This window comes from Kitasatospora sp. NPDC022785 (assembly GCF_055561295.1).
In genome coordinates this window covers 159,645-177,469 of the sequence record NZ_JBVHHB010000004.1, presented here as the reverse complement: position 1 = coordinate 177,469, position 17,825 = coordinate 159,645, and the positions used below count along the sequence as shown (strand labels likewise).

The window sequence follows — 17,825 nt, the reverse complement described above, 5'->3', positions numbered from 1 at the left end:
GCCACTGGCGACCCTTGCCCCGGGCACGGGGGTCGGGGTTGCCGCGAGCCGGGTGCGGTGCGCCGCTACGGCCGCCGCGCGAGCAGTTCGCGCAGCCGCTCCACCCGGGTGTCGTCCGGGCCCTCCAGCGCCAGCAGCCCCGCCAGCACGTCCGCCGTCTGCCGGTCACCCAGCGCCGTCGCCGCCGCCATCGCCACGAACTGGTCCACCAGCCAGTCCCGCACCTCGGCCACCGGCACCGCCCGGCCCTCGTCCAGCCAGGTCAGCGAGGCACCCTCGACCACCGCGATCCACGAGCGGACCAGCAGCGTCAGCCGCGGCCCCGCCTCCCGGACGCCCAGGTGGCGCAGCGTCCGCTTGAGCGCCGCCCGCCGGACCTCGTCGACGATCGCCGACGTGCCCGCCGTCTCCACCACCGAACCGCCGCGCAGCAATGCGGCGTACCCCGCGTCGTGCTCGGCCACGAAGGCGAAGTAGCTGTCCAGCACGGCCGCCAGCTGCGCGGTCGGGGTGCCGGTCAGCGGCACCGTGAACCGGCTGGTCAGCTCCTCGGCCGCGGTGCGCAGCGCGGCCTCGTAGAGCTGCTGCTTGCCACCCGCGAAGTACCGGTACACCAGCGGCCGTGACGCCCCCGCGGCCTCCGCCACGTCGTCCAGGCCCACGTCCTCGGGCGCCCTGGCGGCGAACAGCTCCAGCGCCACCGCGATCAGCTGCTCCCGCCGCTGCTGCACCGGCAGCCGCCGGTACCCGGTGCGTCGCGGGCGTGCCTCGGGGGTGGCGGGGGCGGGGGCTGAGCTGGCGTCCATGGCGGTCAGCGTAATGGGCGTCAGGGCGTTCGGCTCCTGGCCTGCGTGGTACTTCTCGAACGGGTGTCCGCGCCGCTGCCTGCCCGTTCCCGCGGGCGGGCGGAACGAGGGCGCCTCGCCCAGGATGGAGGCGTCGCCGCCACCGCCCATGTGCTGGCCACCTTCGTCAGCGAGGGCGTGGTCGCCCGGGGCATCGCGAAGGGCCGGCTGCACGAGGACCTCGCGGGCACCGTGGACGTCGGCGTCTCGTACGCGCTGGCGGGCGTCGTCGCCGTGCTCGCCTACCGCTTCGCCGGGCGCTGGCGGTGGCTGTACGGCGGCGGGGTGCTGGTCTTCTACCTGGTGCCGCTGGTCACCTCGCACACCTTCGCGGACCTCGGACACTTCTGCGCCGTCCTGATCGGCCTCTGCTTCTCCCGCTTCGCGCGCGGACGGCCCACCTGGGACCCGGGCGTGGTGCTCCGGGGGTGGCGGGAGCGGCGGGCCGGCGCCTGAACTGGCAGGCCCATGCCATGGGATAGGGGCTTGCAAACGGCCCCTGCCACGAAATGATGTCCGAATGGTTGAAGAACTGATCAGCTCCGACGGCACCACCCCGCGCCGTGTCGCCGACGCCTACGTCCAGGCGCTCGCTCTGCTGGACCCGCTGACCGCGGTGTATCTGGGGCTCAACCCCGAGGACGACCGCCTCCCCGACCTCTCCCCGGCCGGCGTCGAGGCGGTCGCCGAGCTGGCCCGGCAGACCCTCGCGCGGCTCACCGAGGCGGAGGAGGCCGGGGCCGCCGAGGACGAGGCCGAGCGCCGGTGCGCCCGGCTGCTCCGCGAGCGGCTCACCGCCGAACTCGCCGTCCACACCGCGGGCGAGAGCTTCCGCGCGGTCCGCAACCTGGGCTCGCCGGTGCACAACGTCCGTGACGTCTTCACCCTGATGCCCACCGGGACCGAGCAGCAGTGGGAGGTCGTCGGCCGCCGGATGGCCCGGGTGCCCGCCGCACTGCTGCAGTACCGCGAGACCCTCGCCGAGGGCATTCGGCGCGGCCTGCTCTCCGGCCCCCGCCAGGTGACCACCGTGGTCGAGCAGCTGGGGGAGTGGCTGGACGCGGGGAGCCAGGAGGCGGGCGCACCGCGCAGCGGCCCGGACAACGGTGACGGCGGGCGACGCGCGGGGTGGTTCGGCGAGTTCGTCAAGGACGCCCCCGAGGGACTGCGTGCGGGCCTCGCCGAGCACGCCGTCGCCGCCGCCGAAGCGCTGGCCGAGCTGCGCGACTGGATGCGCGACGTCTACGGCCCGGCCGCCGCCGACGCCCCCGACACCACCGGGCGCGAGCGCTACGGCCGCTGGGTCCGCTACTGGACCGGCGCCGACCTCGACCTCGACGAGGCGTACGCCTGGGCCTGGGAGGAGTTCCACGACCTCCACGCCCAGATGAAGGCCGAGGCCGAGAAGGTGCTCCCCGGCGCCAGCCCGATGGCGGCGATGAAGTGGCTGGAGAGCGACGGCCCCGCCATCCAGGGCGCGGAGTCCGCCCGCGAGTACCTCCAGGGCCTGATGGACCAGGCGATCAACGACCTCCAGGGCACCCACTTCGACCTGGCGGAGCCGGTCACCCGGGTCGAGTCGATGATCGCTCCGGCCGGCGGCGCCGCCGCGCCGTACTACACCGCGCCCTCGCTGGACTTCACCCGGCCCGGGCGGACCTGGCTGCCGACCATCGGCCGGGACAGCTTCCCGGTCTGGGACCTCGTCTCCACCTGGTACCACGAGGGCGTCCCGGGCCACCACCTCCAGCTCGCGCAGTGGAACTACGTCGCCGACCGGCTCTCCACCTACCAGGTCAGCCTCGGCGGGGTCAGCGCCAACCTGGAGGGCTGGGCGCTGTACGCCGAGCGCCTGATGGACGAGCTGGGCTACCTCACCGACCCCGGCCACCGGCTCGGCTACCTCAACGCCCAGATGATGCGGGCGCTGCGGGTGATCGTCGACATCGGCATGCACGTCGGCCTGGACTTCCCCGCGGACTCCCCGTACAAGCCCGGAGAGCCGGTGCTGCCGGACGCCGCCCGGGAGTTCTTCGGCCTGTACTGCGGGCTCTCGGCGGACTTCCTGGACAGCGAGCTGGTCCGCTACCTGGGCATGCCTGGGCAGGCGATCGGCTACAAGCTGGGCGAGCGCGCCTGGCTGCGCGGCCGGGCGGCCGCGCGGGCGGCGCACGAGGCGCGGGGCGAGGAGTTCGACCTCAAGGCCTGGCACATGGCGGCGCTGTCGCAGGGTTCGCTCGGCCTGGACGACCTGGTCGCGGAGCTGGCCGCGCTCTGAGCCCCGTCGCGGTACTTCGCCGGGCCCCGGGTGTCATGGACGCCCGGGGCCCGCGTGCGTCCTCGTCCGGCGCTGCCCGGGGCCCGCGTTCGTCCCCGTCCGGCGCTGCCCCGGCGCCCGCGTGCGTCCCCGTCCGGCGCGCCGCACCCGGGCCAGTCCGGTGCTCCGGGGCCTCGTCCCCTGGTCCCGGGACCCTGGTTCTTTGGTCCTGAATCGCCGTATTTGGTGAGGTTTTTCCTTGCGATTCGGCGCCCCGCGAGTTTGGCTTGAAGGCGACTGCGTGACCTCTCCGATCCCCTCCGGAAGGCTCAACCAGTGTCTGCTCAAACTGCCACCGGTCATGAAGCTCATGGGGCGGCGGACAGCCGCCGCTGGTGGGCCCTGGCGGTCATCGCCATCGCCCAGCTGATGATCGTCCTCGACATCACGATCGTGAACATCGCGTTGCCGTCGGCCCAGAAGGACCTCGGCATCTCCGACGCCAACCGGCAGTGGGTGATCACCGCCTACACGCTGGCCTTCGGCGGCCTGCTGCTCCTCGGCGGCCGGCTGGGCGACCTCTTCGGCCGCAAGCGCGTCTTCACCATCGGCCTGCTCGGCTTCGCCCTCGCCTCGGCGATCGGCGGCGCGGCGGTCGGACCAGCCATGCTCTTCGGGGCCCGCGCCCTGCAGGGCGCCTTCGGCGCGATCCTCGCGCCCTCGGCGCTGGGGCTGCTGTCCACGACCTTCACCAACCCCAAGGAACGCAGCACGGCCTTCGGCATCTTCGGCGCGATCGCCGGCGGCGGTGCCGCGATCGGGTTCATCGCGGGCGGTCTGCTGACCGAGTACCTGAACTGGCGCTGGTGCCTGTTCGTCAACACCCCGATCGCCATCGCCACGGCCGTCGCGGCCTACTACGTGCTCACCCGTGACCACATCGCCAAGGGGCGCCGGGTCAGACTCGACCTGCCCGGTGCGCTGCTCGGCTGCGGCGGCCTGCTCGCCATCGTCTTCGGCACCTCCGAGGCCGTGACCCGGGGCTGGGGCGACTGGCTGGTGCTGGGCTCGCTGGGGCTCGGCGTCCTGCTGCTCGCGCTCTTCGTGCTGGTCGAGAAGAACACCCGGCACCCGCTGCTCCCGCTTCACATCGTCGGCGAACGCAACCGCGGCGGTGGCGCGCTCTCGGTGGGCCTGGCCATGGTCGGCATGTTCGGCCTGTTCCTGTTCCTCACCTACTACCTCCAGGTGATCAAGCACTTCTCGCCGGTGGTCTCCGGTGTCTCCTTCCTGCCGATGACCGCCGCCATCGTCATCAGCTCGACCGGCATCGCGGCCCGGCTGATGACCAGGGTGCCGTCCCGCAACCTGATCGCCCCCGGTCTGCTGCTCGCCGCGGCGGGCATGGCCTGGCTGACCCAGATGAAGGTGGACAGCCCGTGGGCCGCCATGGTGCTGCCCGCGGAGCTGCTGCTCGGCTTCGGCATGGGCCTGGTCTTCATGCCGTCGATGAGCCTGGCCACCCTCGGCGTCGCCCCGAACGAGGCCGGCGCGGCCTCGGCCACCATCAACTCGGCCCAGCAGGTGGGCGGCTCCTTCGGCACGGCGCTGCTGAACACCATCGCGGCCAGCGCCACCGCGTCGTACCTCGCCACCCGGGTCGCGGCCGACCCGGCGGTGCAGGCGCAAGGTGCGGTGCACGGCTACGTGACCGCGACCTGGGTGGCGATGGGGATCCTGATCGTCTCCGCGCTGGTCGCCTTCCTGATGATCACCCACCGTCCGGCGCCCGGTGAGGCGGCCGGACTCGAACCCGGGGAGGCCGTGGCCGTCGCCGAGGCCGGCGCCGGGGGCGCCGCGGACGTGAGTGCCAAGGCGGGGGCGGTGACGCCGAGCGACAGACAACGGGCATCCTGAAACTTGCCGCAAGGTCTTGCAGTCAACCTCCGGCGCCTGCTTGACTCCTGGTCGACCCCAGGGATCAAGGAGGCGCCGTCGTGTCGGAGTCCGAGTCCTCGTTCGCCCATGACCTGCTGGTGGTCGGCGGTGCCGGAGTCGACACCATCGTCCGGGTCGACCGGCTCGAAGTGCCCGACGGCGACTCGCAGTACGTGCCGCCGGTCCGCGACTACGTCGCCCACACCGGCAACGGCGTCGCCCTCGGCGCCCACCACCTCGGCCTGCGCACCGCCTTCCTCGACCACCTCGGCGACGACCCGCAGGCCGGGTTGATCCTCGCCGAGTACGCCCGCCAGGGTCTCCCGTTCGCCCACCTGGTCTCGCCGCACGGCACCCCGCGCGCGGTCAACCTGGTCGACGCGGCCGGCCGCCGCTTCTCCTTCTACGACGGCCGCCACCCCGCCGACCTCCGCCTCCCGCGCGAGGTCTACCTGCCGTACGTCGAGCGCAGCCGGCACGTGCACCTCTCCATCACCGGCCCCAACCGCGACATGTACCCGGACCTCCACCGGCTCGGCCGCACCACCTCCACCGACCTGCACGACTGGGACGGCGTCAACCCGCACCACCGCGACTACGCCCTCAACTCCGACCTGGTCTTCCTCTCGGTGGCCGGCTGCCGGGGCCGCCACGAGGAGCTGATGCGGACGATCCTCGCCGAGGGCCGGGCCACCGCGGTGATCGCCACCGCCGGCGCCGAGGGCTGCCACCTGCTCACCCGCGACACCCCGCCGCTGCACCTGCCCGCCGTCGACCCGGGCCGCCCGGTCGTCGACACCAACGGCGCAGGTGACGCGTTCGTGACCGGCTTCCTGCACGGCTGGCTCCGCGGCCGCCCGCTGCCGGAGTGCGCCCGCGCCGGCTCGGTGGCCGGCGCGTTCGCCTGCACCACCGCCGGGACGCACACCGCGTTCATCACCGCGGACGGTCTCGCCGACGGCCTGGCGCGCGCCCTGGCCGGCTGACCGGGCCCCGTCGCCCCCGGCGCGGTTTTCTCATCGGTCTCCCAGCCGGGCATAACGACCCTCCCAGCTCCTTCCGCCATAGTCGGACCGTCTTCGCACCGACACCCAGGGCAGGAGCAGACCAGGTATGGGCCAGCACCGCCGCCGCGCGCCCCGACGCCGCCGCCTCCTGACCCCCACCCTCCTGAGCGTGCTCGCCGCGCTCACCCTCGCCGCGGTGGTCGCGGGCACGCACGACCTGACCTCGGAGGCGACGGCGGCGGGCGGCCCGTCGGCGATGGTGGTCTCCCCGGCGGGCCCGACCCCGTCGGCCACCCAGGACATCACCGCGCCGGCCGCACCGTCGGCCACGCCGGCGGACACCGCGTCGCCGGACCCCCGGGAGGTCCAGGCCGCCCCCGCCCCGACGGCGACCGACACCCCGACGACGACCGACGCCCCCACGGTCTCCCTCGGAACCACCGCCGAGGCCCCGGCCGCCCGCGCACCGGCCACCTCCGAATCGGCCACCGTGGGCGCCCTGTTCAGCGGCGAGGTCGCGGCCGGCGACCACTTCTGCACCGCCAGCGTCCTGCACAGCCCCACCGGCAACCTGCTGCTCACCGCCGCCCACTGCCTGAACAGCACCGCCGGTGTCACCTTCGCCCCCGGCTACCGCAACGGCACCGCCCCGTACGGCACCTGGCGGGTCACCGCCATCCACACCACCACCGGCTGGTCCCGCAACGGCGACCAGGACGAGGACTTCGCCATCCTGGAGACCGCCGCCGCCGGCGGCCGCCGGATCGAGGACGTGGTCGGCGCCAACCCACTCGGCGCCGACGAACCCTTCGACGCCACCGTCCGCCTCTACGGCTACGCCGGCGGCTCCGAGACGCCCCTGCTCTGCACCAACACCACCGGCCGCCGGAGCAGCTACCAGCGCGTCATCGACTGCCCCGACTACCCCGGCGGCACCAGCGGCGGCCCCTGGATCAGCACCTCCACCGGCCACGTCATCGGCGTGATCGGCGGCTACCAGCAGGGCGGCGACACCTCCGACACCTCCTACAGCGCCTACTTCGACCACACCATCGCGGCCCTCTACGGCGAGGCGGTCGCCGAGGCCGGCTGAGCCGCCCCGCCCGGTGGGCGGACGCTCCCTCAACTCGCCCGCAGGAATGACAAAGGCCCAGATCCGTGGATGAACTCCACTGATCTGGGCCTGTGTTGCACTTCTTGCGAAGTGCCCCCGGCAGGATTCGAACCTGCGCACCCGCCTCCGGAGGGCGGTGCTCTATCCCCTGAGCTACGGGGGCCTGCTTGGTGTTGTCGTCGCGTTCGCTCCGACGTGGAGAACATTACCAGGCCCGGGGCGTGGTCCGTGCACGGGTTTCCGGAGCGGGGGTCCGGGGCGGGGGAGCGGAAGTCCGGAAAGGCCGGACGGGGCGGCGGGGCCGCCGATACCCTCGGTGAGGTGTCGGGAGTGTCCGGGCGGGTCCTCGTGGTGGACGACAGCGAGGTGATCCGCCAGCTGATCAGGGTCAACCTCGAGCTGGAGGGCTTCGAGGTGGTGACCGCCGCCGACGGCGCCGAGTGCCTGGAGGTGGTCCGCCGGGTGAAGCCGGACGTCGTGACGCTGGATGTGGTGATGCCGCGGCTGGACGGGCTGCGGACGGCGGCCCGGTTGCGGGCGGCGCCGGGGACGAGCGGGCTGCCGATCGCGATCGTGAGTGCCTGCACGCCGGCCGATCTGGATCTCGGCGAGGCGGTCGGCGTGGACGGGTACCTCGGGAAGCCCTTCGACCCGGCAGATCTGGTCGCGCTGGTGTGGCGTCTGATGACAGTGGGCGGCGACGCGGAAGGATTTCGCCCTCAGCGAACAGACGGGATCGATCGGGGCTGAGCACGGCGGCCGGGCGTCTCAACCGGTAAACCGAGTGGCGGGCGGGTGCCCCGTCTCGCCTACGCTTGGCGTCGTGACCCCCGCAGAGCTTTCCCAGGCAGTCCAGGCCGCAGTGAGCGCCGCCGTCGAGGCGGGCGAGCTGGCCGTCGCCGTGCCCGAGCACGTGACGATCGAGCGGCCCAAGAACAGGGACCACGGCGACTACGCGACCAACGTGGCCCTCCAGCTCGCGAAGCCGGCCGGTAAGCCGCCGCGAGCCGTGGCCGACCTGGTGGCCGCCCGTCTGCGCGAGCTGCCCGGGGTCGCCAAGGTCGACATCGCCGGTCCGGGCTTCCTGAACATCACCCTCGACACGGCCACCCAGGGCGCACTGGCGCGCACCATCGTCGAGGCGGGCGCCGAGTACGGCCGGAACGACGCGCTCGAGGGCCTGAAGATCAACCTGGAGTTCGTCTCCGCCAACCCGACCGGCCCGATCCACATCGGCGGCGTCCGCTGGGCCGCCGTCGGCGACTCCCTGGCGCGCGTGCTGCGGGCCTCCGGCGCCGACGTCACCACCGAGTACTACCTCAACGACGCCGGCGTGCAGATCTCCAAGTTCGCCGGCTCGCTGAAGGCCGCCGCCAACGGGCAGCCCGTCCCCGCCGACGGCTACGTCGGCGAGTACATCGCCGACATCGCCAAGGCGATCACCGACGGCGTCCCCGGCGTGCTCGACCTGCCCGAGGACGAGCAGCTGCAGGTCTTCCGCGCCGAGGGCCTCAAGCTCATGGTGGCCGAGATCCAGCGCTCGATGGAGGAGTTCGGCACCCACTTCGACGTCTGGTTCTCGGAGAAGTCGCTGCACGACTCCGGCGCCGTCGAGAAGGCCATCGACCGGCTGCGCGAGCAGGGCCACGTCTTCGACCAGGACGGCGCCATCTGGCTGCGCACCACCGACTTCGGTGACGACAAGGACCGCGTCCTGATCAAGGCCGACGGCGAGACGACGTACTTCGCCGCCGACGCCGCGTACTACCTGTCCAAGCGGGACCGCGGCTCCGAGGTCTCGGTCTACATGCTGGGCGCGGACCACCACGGCTACGTCAACCGGCTCAAGGCCATCGCGGCCTGCGCGGGCGACGACATGGACCGCAACATCGAGGTCAAGATCGGCCAGTTCGTGAAGATGCTTCGCGACGGCGAAGAGGTCCGCATGTCCAAGCGGGCCGGCAACATCATCACGATCGACGACGTGGTCGAGTGGATCGGCGTGGACGCCGCCCGCTACACGCTGGCGCGGTCCTCGACGGACTCCACCATCACGCTCGACATCAACGTGCTGACCAGCCAGACCAACGAGAACCCGGTCTTCTACGTCCAGTACGCGCACGCCCGGATGAGCTCCGTCCAGCGCAAGGCGGCCGGGCTCGGCATCACCAAGGCCCAGGACTTCAAACCGGAGCTGCTCGCCACCGAGTGGGAGTCCGACCTGCTCGGCCAGCTCGGCGAGTTCCCGCGGGTGCTGGCCAAGGCCGGCGAGCTGCGGGAGCCGCACCACGTCGCGCGGTACCTGGAGGAGGTCGCGCGCGACTACCACCGGTTCTACGACAACTGCCAGATCCTGCCCAAGGGCGACGAGGAGGTCACCGACCTCACGCACGCCCGGCTCTGGCTCGCCGACGCGACGCGCACGGTGATCGCCAACGGCCTCACGCTCCTGGGCGTGACGGCGCCCGAGCGGATGTAGCACCACCCCCCACAGCGCAGAGCGGGGGCGGCGGACGGTCAACGGGGACCGTCGCCGCCCCTCGCCATAGGTCTAGGAAGAGCTCATGAGTCGCTCCGCACACCCCGCAGGCCCCCGTCACGGCGACGTGCTGCCCGAGGGCCACTACCAGGCCCCGCCGGCCGACCTGAACGCGCTCGACCCCAAGGTCTGGTCCCGGACGGTCACCCGCGGCGCCGACGGCGTCGTCACCGTCGGCGGTCTCGACGTCAACCGGCTCGCCGCCGAGTTCGGCACCCCGGCCTACGTCATGGACGAGGCCGACTTCCGCTCCCGGGCCCGCGCCTGGCGGGACGCCTTCGGCACCGACGCGGACGTGTACTACGCGGGCAAGGCGTTCCTCTCCAAGGCGGTCGTGCGCTGGCTGCACGAGGAGGGCCTGAACGTCGACGTGTGCAGCGGCGGCGAGCTCCAGGTCGCGCTGGCCGCGGGGATGCCCGCCGAGCGGATCGCGCTGCACGGCAACAACAAGTCCGTCCACGAGCTGGAGCAGGCCGTGAAGGCGGGAGTCGGCCACATCGTGGTCGACTCCTACGAGGAGATCGAGCGCCTGGCCGCGATCGCCGGCCGGCAGGGCGTCCGGCAGCCGGTGCTGATCCGGATCACCGTCGGCGTCGAGGCGCACACCCACGAGTTCATCGCCACCGCGCACGAGGACCAGAAGTTCGGCCTCTCGCTCAACCTGGCCGCGCCGCGAAGCGGCAAGGCCGAGGGCGACGGTGGGCGACGGGAGGGCGGCGGCGCGGCGGCCGAGGCCGTACGCCGGGTGCTCGCGCACGGCGAGAGCCTGGAGCTGCGCGGCATCCACTCGCACATCGGCTCGCAGATCTTCGACACGGCGGGCTTCGAGGTGGCCGCCCGCCGGGTGGTCGGCCTGCTGGCCGAGATCCGCGACGAGCACGGCGTCGAGCTGCCCGAGATCGACCTCGGCGGCGGCCTCGGCATCGCCTACACCAGCGAGGACGACCCGCGCGAGCCCGCCGAGATCGCCTCCGCGCTGGCCGAAATCGTGCGCCGCGAGTGCGCCGCAGCCAACCTGAGCGCCCCCCGGCTGAGCGTCGAGCCCGGCCGCGCAATCGTCGGCCCGACCACCTTCACGCTGTACGAGGTGGGCACGGTGAAGCCGCTGGAGGGGCTGCGCACCTACGTCAGCGTGGACGGCGGCATGTCCGACAACATCCGTACCGCGCTCTACGACGCCGAGTACTCGGTGGCCCTGGTGTCGCGCCGCAGCGACGCCGAGCCGATGCTGGTCCGTGTGGTGGGCAAGCACTGCGAGTCCGGCGACATCGTCGTCCGGGACGCCTTCCTGCCGGCCGACCTGGCCCCGGGCGACCTGCTCGCGGTGCCCGCCACCGGCGCCTACTGCCGCTCGATGGCGAGCAACTACAACCACGCCCTCAAGCCCCCGGTGCTGGCCGTCCGGGACGGTTCGGCCCGGGTGATCGTCCGGCGCGAGACGGAGGAGGATCTCCTGCGTCTCGATATCGGATGACGAAATTCTCGTCTCAGATCATGGAACGACCGTAGATCCGTACGGAAAGTCCCGGAGACTGGTACAGACCGAAGTTCCGGCGGACCCCCGAAATCCCGCCGGAATACCGAAGCACGATGAATGCAGAGCGGAGTCGGATGATGCGTACGCGGCCGCTGAAGGTGGCGTTGCTGGGCTGTGGTGTGGTGGGCTCCGAGGTGGCGCGCATCATGACGACGGACGCCGCCGACCTCGCCGCGCGCATCGGCGCGCCGGTCGAGCTCGCCGGTATCGCGGTCCGCCGGGCGGGCCGGACCCGTCCGGGCGTGCCCGAGCACCTGGTCACCACCGACGCCGAGGCCCTGGTCAACCGGGGCGACATCGACGTGGTGATCGAGGTGGTGGGCGGCATCGAGCCGTCCAAACACCTCCTCCTGTCGGCGTTCGAGCAGGGCGCCTCGGTGGTCAGCGCCAACAAGGCGCTGCTCGCCCAGGACGGCACCGAGCTGCACGCCGCGGCCGCCGAGGCCGGGGTCGACCTCTACTACGAGGCCGCGGTGGCCGGCGCGATCCCGCTGCTGCGCCCGCTGCGCGAGTCCCTCGCCGGGGACAAGGTGAACCGGGTGCTGGGCATCGTCAACGGCACCACCAACTTCATCCTCGACAAGATGGACAGCACCGGCGCCGGCTACTCGGAGGCGCTGGAGGAGGCCACCGCGCTCGGTTACGCCGAGGCCGACCCGACGGCCGACGTCGAGGGCTTCGACGCCGCCGCCAAGGCCGCGATCCTGGCCGGGATCGCCTTCCACACCAAGGTGACCGCCGCGGACGTCTACCGCGAGGGCATCACCGAGGTGACCGCCGCCGACATCGCCTCCGCCAAGGAGATGGGCTGCGTGGTCAAGCTGCTCGCGATCTGCGAGCGCGCGGCGGACGGCGAGTCGGTCACCGCGCGGGTCCACCCGGCGATGATCCCGCTGTCGCACCCGCTGGCGTCCGTCCGCGAGGCGTACAACGCGGTGTTCGTCGAGGCCGAGGCGGCCGGCCGGCTGATGTTCTACGGCCCGGGCGCGGGCGGTTCGCCGACCGCCTCCGCGGTCCTCGGCGACCTGGTCGCGGTCTGCCGCAACAAGCTCGCCGGCGCCACCGGCCCCGGCGACTCGCTCTACACCCGGCTGCCGGCCAAGCCGATGGACGAGGTCGTCACCCGGTACCACGTCAGCCTGGACGTGGACGACCGCGCGGGCGTGCTCGCCCAGGTGGCGTCCGTCTTCGCCGAGCACGGCGTCTCCATCGACACCGTGCGCCAGCAGGGCCGCGACGGCGACGCCTCGCTCGTCGTGGTCACCCACCGTGCCACCGACGCCGCCCTGTCGGCGACGGTGGACAAGCTCCGTGCGCTGGACAGCGTGCGGGACGTGGCCAGCATCATGCGGGTTGAAGGGGAGTAGGAACAGCCATGAACGCCGTGATCGCCAGAGGCGCGCACACCCACCAGTGGCGCGGCCTGATCGAGGAGTACCGCGACCGCCTGCCGGTCAGCGACTCCACTCCCGTGGTCACCCTGCTGGAGGGCGGCACGCCGCTCGTCCCCGCCCAGGTGCTCTCCGAGCGCACCGGCTGCGAGGTCTACCTCAAGGTCGAGGGCGCCAACCCGACCGGGTCCTTCAAGGACCGCGGCATGACGATGGCCATCTCCAAGGCGAAGGAGGACGGCGCCCAGGCCGTCATCTGCGCCTCCACCGGCAACACTTCGGCCTCCGCAGCCGCCTACGCGGTGCGCGCCGGGATGGTGTCGGCGGTGCTGGTGCCGCAGGGCAAGATCGCGCTCGGCAAGATGGGCCAGGCGCTGGTCCACGGCGCCAAGATCCTGCAGGTGGACGGGAACTTCGACGATTGCCTCACTCTTGCGCGTGAACTGTCCGAGAAGTACCCGGTGGCGCTGGTCAACTCGGTGAACCCGGTCCGCATCGAGGGCCAGAAGACCGCCGCCTTCGAGATCGTGGACATGCTCGGCGACGCGCCGGACATCCACGTCCTCCCGGTCGGCAACGCGGGCAACATCACCGCGTACTGGAAGGGTTACCGCGAATACGCCGCCGACGGGCTGGCCGCCCGCACCCCGCGGATGTGGGGCTTCCAGGCGTCCGGTTCGGCTCCGATCGTGGACGGCGCCCCGGTGCTCAAGCCGCAGACCATCGCCACCGCGATCCGGATCGGCAACCCCGCCTCCTGGGACTTCGCGCTGGCCGCGCGGGACGAGTCAGGCGGCCTCATCGACAAGGTGACCGACCGTCAGATCCTGTCCGCCTACCGGCTGTTGGCCGCGCAGGAGGGCGTCTTCGTGGAGCCCGCCTCGGCCGCCTCGGTGGCCGGTCTGCTGGCCAAGGCGGAGGCCGGCCTGGTCGACCCGGGCCAGCGGATCGTCTGCACCGTGACCGGCAACGGCCTCAAGGACCCGGACTGGGCGGTGGCCGGCGCGCCGCAGCCCCAGGTGGTCCCGATCGACGCGGAGGCCGCCGCCCGGCGCCTCGGCCTGCTGGACTGAGCCCCGTCACCCCGTGACCGGTGTCCGGGCCGACCCTTTCGGGGGTCGGCCCGACGCCGTTCTCGGCTGACACTTTTGTGTCAATTCAGCCGCGCATTCCGATGCCATTCCGGCATGCATTCCGGCCAGAAACGGCAACACACCAGATCGAAGGCCCACGGGGTGTACCACTGTGGAACCTCTCTTCGATACTCTGGGTTCGGCCGTGTGGCACATGCCCCGGGTCCGGCCCGTCTGCGGGCCGCGCCGACGACTGTGACCGCCCGCCCCGGCCGGGGCCCGCGGCCCCTCCCCACCCTCGCACCGACGCGCTTCGCGCCGCCCGATTTCCCCAGGAGAGTCCACCGCATGGCCGGTCCTGCGTTCCGTGCCGCCGCCGTCCGGGTCCGGGTTCCCGCGACCAGCGCCAACCTCGGCCCCGGCTTCGACGCCTTCGGACTCGCCCTGGGTCTGTACGACGACGTGGTCGTCCGGGTCGCCGACTCCGGGCTCTCCGTCGACATCGCCGGTGAGGGTGCCGACACGCTGGCCCGCGACGAGCGCCACCTGGTGGTCCGCTCGATGCGGGCCGCCTTCGACCGTCTCGGCGGCCAGCCGCGCGGCCTCGAGGTCGTCTGTGCCAACCGGATACCGCACGGCCGCGGCCTGGGCTCCTCGTCCGCCGCGATCTGCGCCGGCATCGTGGCCGCCCGCGCCGTCACCATCGGCGGCCCGTCCGCGCTGGACGACGACGCGCTGCTGGCCCTCGCCTCGGAGCTGGAGGGGCACCCGGACAACGTCGCGGCCTGCCTGCGCGGCAACTTCACGGTGGCCTGGACCGACGAGGAGTCGGCCAAGGCCGTCACCCTGGAGCCGTCCACGCAGGTCGTCCCGGTGGTGTTCATCCCGGCCACCGAGGTGCTCACCGAGACCGCCCGGGGCCTGCTGCCCAGGACCGTCCCGCTGGCCGACGCCGCCGTCAACGCGGGCCGCGCCGCGCTGATGGTGGAGGCCCTGACCCGGCGGCCCGAGCTGCTGCTCGCCGCCACCGAGGACCGGCTGCACCAGGACTACCGTGCCTCGGCGATGCCGGACAGTGCCGCGCTGGTGGGGGCGTTGCGCGCGGAGGGCATCCCCGCGGTGATCTCCGGGGCCGGTCCGACCGTGCTGGCGCTCACCGACGAGGCGGGTGCCGAGAAGGTGCTGGCCTTCGCCGACGACCACGGTCACGGCGGTCCGGTGTTCGCCGCGCACCGGCTGGAGCTCGACCGGGCCGGGGCCTCGGTGCTCCCGCTCGACGTCTGAGCACCAGGTCGGAGCGGTACGCGGAGCAGTACGACGGGCCCGTCGAGCAGGGCATCGAGCACGTCGGCAGGACATCGAGCGGGACGTCCGGCAGCCCGGACCGGCGCAGGCCGGAGCCGGGTTGTCCGGACACGATTGGCAAGCGCAAGGCTGGGGAATGTCTGAGGGGGTCGGTAGTGTTAACCTCATTGCTGCACCAGGTGCCCTCCGGGGCTCGGTGCGCCGCGTCCCGATCCCAGCGCTCCGCTCGCGCGGAGCCCCGGCGATGCACGGGGCGACGATTCTCCGGGAGCCCACCGCAGCGCGTACGCAGCCTGCCTGCGCGACTTGCGGCCGCATCCCGAAGCCGTGACGGCACCTGACTCCCACCCGCAGCCTCCACCTGAGGCCGGCACGGGCGGAGCACGGGCCACCGTCACGCGACGGGGCCCGGGATTCGCAGGCAGCGTGGGGGTACACCCCCTACCGAAGCTGGGGTGGGGGTACCTCCCGGCCGAAGGCTGGGGGGAAGGGTCGGCACGCGACCGTCCCATCGCGCCACTCAGCACCACCGTGCTTCACGCACCGCACCTCGCAGCCCTCTCCCGACTGGCGACCGCCATTCGGGGGATCACCGCCTCGGACCGACGCAGTCGAGCGTTGGTCAGGACAGCACAACCGGTCGCCGAGCCAGACAGGCCGACGTCCGCTCCAGGGAAGGACCCTTAGTGAGCGACACCACCGATCTGATGGGCGCGCGCCCGGACGCCGAGGCGTCGGACGCAGCCGCCGCCCCCGCGGCCCCGGCCCGGCGCCGTCGTACCGCTGCCGCGGGCCTGGACGGCCTCGTCCTGGCCGAGCTGCAGAAGCTCGCCTCGACGCTGGGGATCAGCGGCACGGGACGCCTGCGCAAGAGCCAGCTGATCGAGGCCATCAAGGAGAAGAGCGGCGGGGACCCGCTGCTCGCCGCCGGCGGCGCCACCACGGCCGCCCCGGCCACCAAGCGTGCCGCCGCCAAGGCGGACGCCGCGGAGCCGGCCGAGAAGCCCGCCCGCCGCACCAAGGCCGCGCAGGCCGAGGCCCCGGCCGCCGCAGAGGCGCAGGCCCAGATCGACATCCCGGTCCAGGCCGCCGCCGAGACCGCCGCGCCCGCCCGTACGGAGCGCACCCGCCGCCGGGCCACCTCGGCCGCCGGCGCCCCGACCGCCGAGGCCGCCGCCGAGGCGCCCGCCGCGGTCGCCACCGAGGCCAAGCAGGCCGAGGCCCGCCCGGCCGAGACCCGCGCCTTCGAGGGGCGCGAGGAGGGTCGTACCGAGACCCGCCGCGACCGCCGGGACCGTCGCGACCGCCGCGAGGGCGGCGAGCGCGAGGGCCGCCAGGAGGCCGGCGAGGCCCAGGCCGGCCAGGACGGCGAGAGCCGCGAGTCGCGCCGCGACCGCCGCAACCGCCGGGACCGCACCGACCGCCCCGAGCGTGCCGACCGCCAGGGCGGCCAGCAGCAGGGCGGCCAGGGCGAGGGCCAGCAGAACCGCCAGGGCGGCCAGCAGGCCCAGCCGCAGGCGCAGCAGCAGGGCGGTTACGACGACGACGAGTTCGGCGACGGCCGCCGCGGCCGCCGTGGCCGTTACCGCGACCGCCGGGGCCGTGGGCGCCGCGAGGGCTTCGAGGCGGGCGTCGCCGAGCCGCAGGTCGGCGAGGACGACGTGCTGATCCCGGTCGCGGGCATCCTCGACATCCTCGACAACTACGCGTTCGTGCGCACCTCCGGCTACCTGCCGGGCCAGAACGACGTCTACGTCTCGCTCGCCCAGGTCCGCAAGAACGGCCTGCGCAAGGGTGACGCCATCACCGGTGCGGTCCGCCAGCCGCGTGACGGCGAGCGCCGCGAGAAGTTCAACGCCATGGTGCGGCTGGACTCGGTCAACGGCATGGACCCGGAGAGCGGCCGCGGCCGTCCCGAGTTCAACAAGCTGACCCCGCTCTACCCGCAGGAGCGGCTCCGCCTGGAGACCGACCCGGGCGTGCTGACCACCCGGATCATCGACCTGGTGTCGCCGATCGGCAAGGGCCAGCGCGGTCTGATCGTCGCGCCGCCGAAGACCGGTAAGACGATGGTGCTGCAGGCGGTCGCCAACGCGATCACCCACAACAACCCCGAGTGCCACCTGATGGTCGTCCTGGTCGACGAGCGTCCGGAGGAGGTCACCGACATGCAGCGGTCGGTGAAGGGCGAGGTCATCTCCTCGACCTTCGACCGCCCGGCGGAGGACCACACCACCGTCGCGGAGCTGGCCATCGAGCGGGCCAAGCGCCTGGTGGAGCTGGGCCACGACGTGGTGATCCTGCTGGACTCGATCACCCGCCTCGGCCGCGCCTACAACCTGGCGGCGCCGGCCTCCGGCCGCATCCTGTCCGGTGGTGTCGACTCGACCGCGCTGTACCCGCCGAAGAAGTTCTTCGGTGCCGCGCGCAACATCGAGAACGGCGGCTCGCTGACCATCCTGGCCACCGCGCTGGTCGAGACCGGCTCGCGCATGGACGAGGTGATCTTCGAGGAGTTCAAGGGCACCGGCAACATGGAGCTCAAGCTCGACCGGAAGCTCTCGGACAAGCGCATCTTCCCGGCCGTCGACGTCGACGCCTCCAGCACCCGCAAGGAGGAGATCCTGCTGGGCAGCGAGGAGTTGGCCATCGTCTGGAAGCTCCGCCGGGTGCTGCACGCGCTCGACTCGCAGCAGGCGATCGAGCTGCTGCTGGACAAGATGAAGCAGACCAAGTCCAACGCCGAGTTCCTGATGCAGATCGCCAAGACGACCCCCGGGTCCGGCGACTGACCGTAGACGGGTAACTCACCAGCACAG

At 72.8% G+C, this 17,825-nt stretch carries 13 protein-coding genes and 1 tRNA gene; 12 read left to right on the top strand and 2 right to left on the bottom strand.

The window, feature by feature from the left end:
- Nucleotides 1–65: 65 nt before the first annotated feature.
- Complete coding sequence (locus ACZ3YO_RS08605) at nt 66–806, bottom strand: TetR/AcrR family transcriptional regulator (RefSeq protein ID WP_465546414.1); 741 nt, start codon at nt 804–806, stop codon at nt 66–68.
- Nucleotides 807–851: 45 nt separating this feature from the next.
- On the opposite strand from ACZ3YO_RS08605, the gene ACZ3YO_RS08600 reads away from it, so the two are divergent.
- The 5 genes from ACZ3YO_RS08600 (at nt 852) to ACZ3YO_RS08580 (ending at nt 7,140) form a co-directional block, all read left to right on the top strand.
- Entirely contained in the window at nt 852–1,301 is a 450-nt protein-coding gene (locus ACZ3YO_RS08600) for a rhomboid-like protein (RefSeq protein ID WP_465566578.1), read from the top strand.
- 64 nt (nt 1,302–1,365) lie between these two features.
- A complete protein-coding gene (locus ACZ3YO_RS08595; RefSeq protein ID WP_465566575.1) occupies nt 1,366–3,123 on the top strand; it encodes a DUF885 domain-containing protein in 1,758 nt (585 codons plus the stop codon).
- A gap of 315 nt (nt 3,124–3,438) precedes the next feature.
- Nucleotides 3,439–5,019: an MFS transporter gene (locus ACZ3YO_RS08590; protein WP_465566571.1), complete on the top strand. Its 1,581-nt coding sequence runs from the start codon at nt 3,439–3,441 to the stop codon at nt 5,017–5,019.
- A gap of 80 nt (nt 5,020–5,099) precedes the next feature.
- The gene (locus ACZ3YO_RS08585) at nt 5,100–6,026 is read left to right on the top strand and encodes a carbohydrate kinase family protein (protein WP_465566568.1); all 927 of its coding nucleotides are present in this window, start codon (nt 5,100–5,102) and stop codon (nt 6,024–6,026) included.
- Nucleotides 6,027–6,153: 127 nt separating this feature from the next.
- On the top strand, nt 6,154–7,140 hold the full coding sequence (locus ACZ3YO_RS08580) for a trypsin-like serine peptidase (protein ID WP_465566565.1): 987 nt from the start codon (nt 6,154–6,156) through the stop codon (nt 7,138–7,140).
- 112 nt (nt 7,141–7,252) lie between these two features.
- On the opposite strand, the gene ACZ3YO_RS08575 is transcribed toward ACZ3YO_RS08580, so the two are convergent.
- A tRNA-Arg gene (locus ACZ3YO_RS08575) sits at nt 7,253–7,324 on the bottom strand.
- 167 nt (nt 7,325–7,491) lie between these two features.
- On the opposite strand from ACZ3YO_RS08575, the gene ACZ3YO_RS08570 reads away from it, so the two are divergent.
- The 7 genes from ACZ3YO_RS08570 to rho all read left to right on the top strand — a co-directional run bounded on the left by ACZ3YO_RS08570 (nt 7,492) and on the right by rho (nt 17,798).
- Nucleotides 7,492–7,911 carry a response regulator gene (locus ACZ3YO_RS08570; protein WP_465567190.1) on the top strand — a complete coding sequence of 140 codons (420 nt, stop codon included), beginning with the start codon at nt 7,492–7,494 and terminating at the stop codon, nt 7,909–7,911.
- Nucleotides 7,912–7,984: 73 nt separating this feature from the next.
- A complete protein-coding gene (argS, locus tag ACZ3YO_RS08565; protein WP_465566563.1) occupies nt 7,985–9,640 on the top strand; it encodes an arginine--tRNA ligase in 1,656 nt (551 codons plus the stop codon).
- Nucleotides 9,641–9,725: 85 nt separating this feature from the next.
- Nucleotides 9,726–11,174, top strand: a complete 1,449-nt coding sequence (lysA, locus tag ACZ3YO_RS08560) for a diaminopimelate decarboxylase (protein ID WP_465566560.1) — start codon at nt 9,726–9,728, stop codon at nt 11,172–11,174.
- A gap of 137 nt (nt 11,175–11,311) precedes the next feature.
- A complete protein-coding gene (locus ACZ3YO_RS08555) occupies nt 11,312–12,604 on the top strand; it encodes a homoserine dehydrogenase (RefSeq protein ID WP_465546423.1) in 1,293 nt (430 codons plus the stop codon).
- A gap of 8 nt (nt 12,605–12,612) precedes the next feature.
- On the top strand, nt 12,613–13,701 hold the full coding sequence (gene thrC / locus ACZ3YO_RS08550; protein ID WP_465566557.1) for a threonine synthase: 1,089 nt from the start codon (nt 12,613–12,615) through the stop codon (nt 13,699–13,701).
- Between the two features lie 348 nt (nt 13,702–14,049).
- The gene (gene thrB, locus ACZ3YO_RS08545; RefSeq protein WP_465566554.1) at nt 14,050–14,985 is read left to right on the top strand and encodes a homoserine kinase; all 936 of its coding nucleotides are present in this window, start codon (nt 14,050–14,052) and stop codon (nt 14,983–14,985) included.
- A gap of 707 nt (nt 14,986–15,692) precedes the next feature.
- Complete coding sequence (gene rho, locus ACZ3YO_RS08540) at nt 15,693–17,798, top strand: transcription termination factor Rho (RefSeq protein WP_465566551.1); 2,106 nt, start codon at nt 15,693–15,695, stop codon at nt 17,796–17,798.
- The last annotated feature ends 27 nt before the right edge of the window (nt 17,799–17,825 follow it).

Coding starts and splice junctions, on each gene's coding strand:
- ACZ3YO_RS08595 (WP_465566575.1), top strand. CDS start 1,366: ATGGTTGAAGAACTGATCAGCTCCGACGGCACCACCCCGCGCCGTGTC.
- ACZ3YO_RS08555 (WP_465546423.1), top strand. CDS start 11,312: ATGATGCGTACGCGGCCGCTGAAGGTGGCGTTGCTGGGCTGTGGTGTG.
- thrC (WP_465566557.1), top strand. CDS start 12,613: ATGAACGCCGTGATCGCCAGAGGCGCGCACACCCACCAGTGGCGCGGC.
- lysA (WP_465566560.1), top strand. CDS start 9,726: ATGAGTCGCTCCGCACACCCCGCAGGCCCCCGTCACGGCGACGTGCTG.
- ACZ3YO_RS08580 (WP_465566565.1), top strand. CDS start 6,154: ATGGGCCAGCACCGCCGCCGCGCGCCCCGACGCCGCCGCCTCCTGACC.
- ACZ3YO_RS08605 (WP_465546414.1), bottom strand. CDS start 806: ATGGACGCCAGCTCAGCCCCCGCCCCCGCCACCCCCGAGGCACGCCCG.
- thrB (WP_465566554.1), top strand. CDS start 14,050: ATGGCCGGTCCTGCGTTCCGTGCCGCCGCCGTCCGGGTCCGGGTTCCC.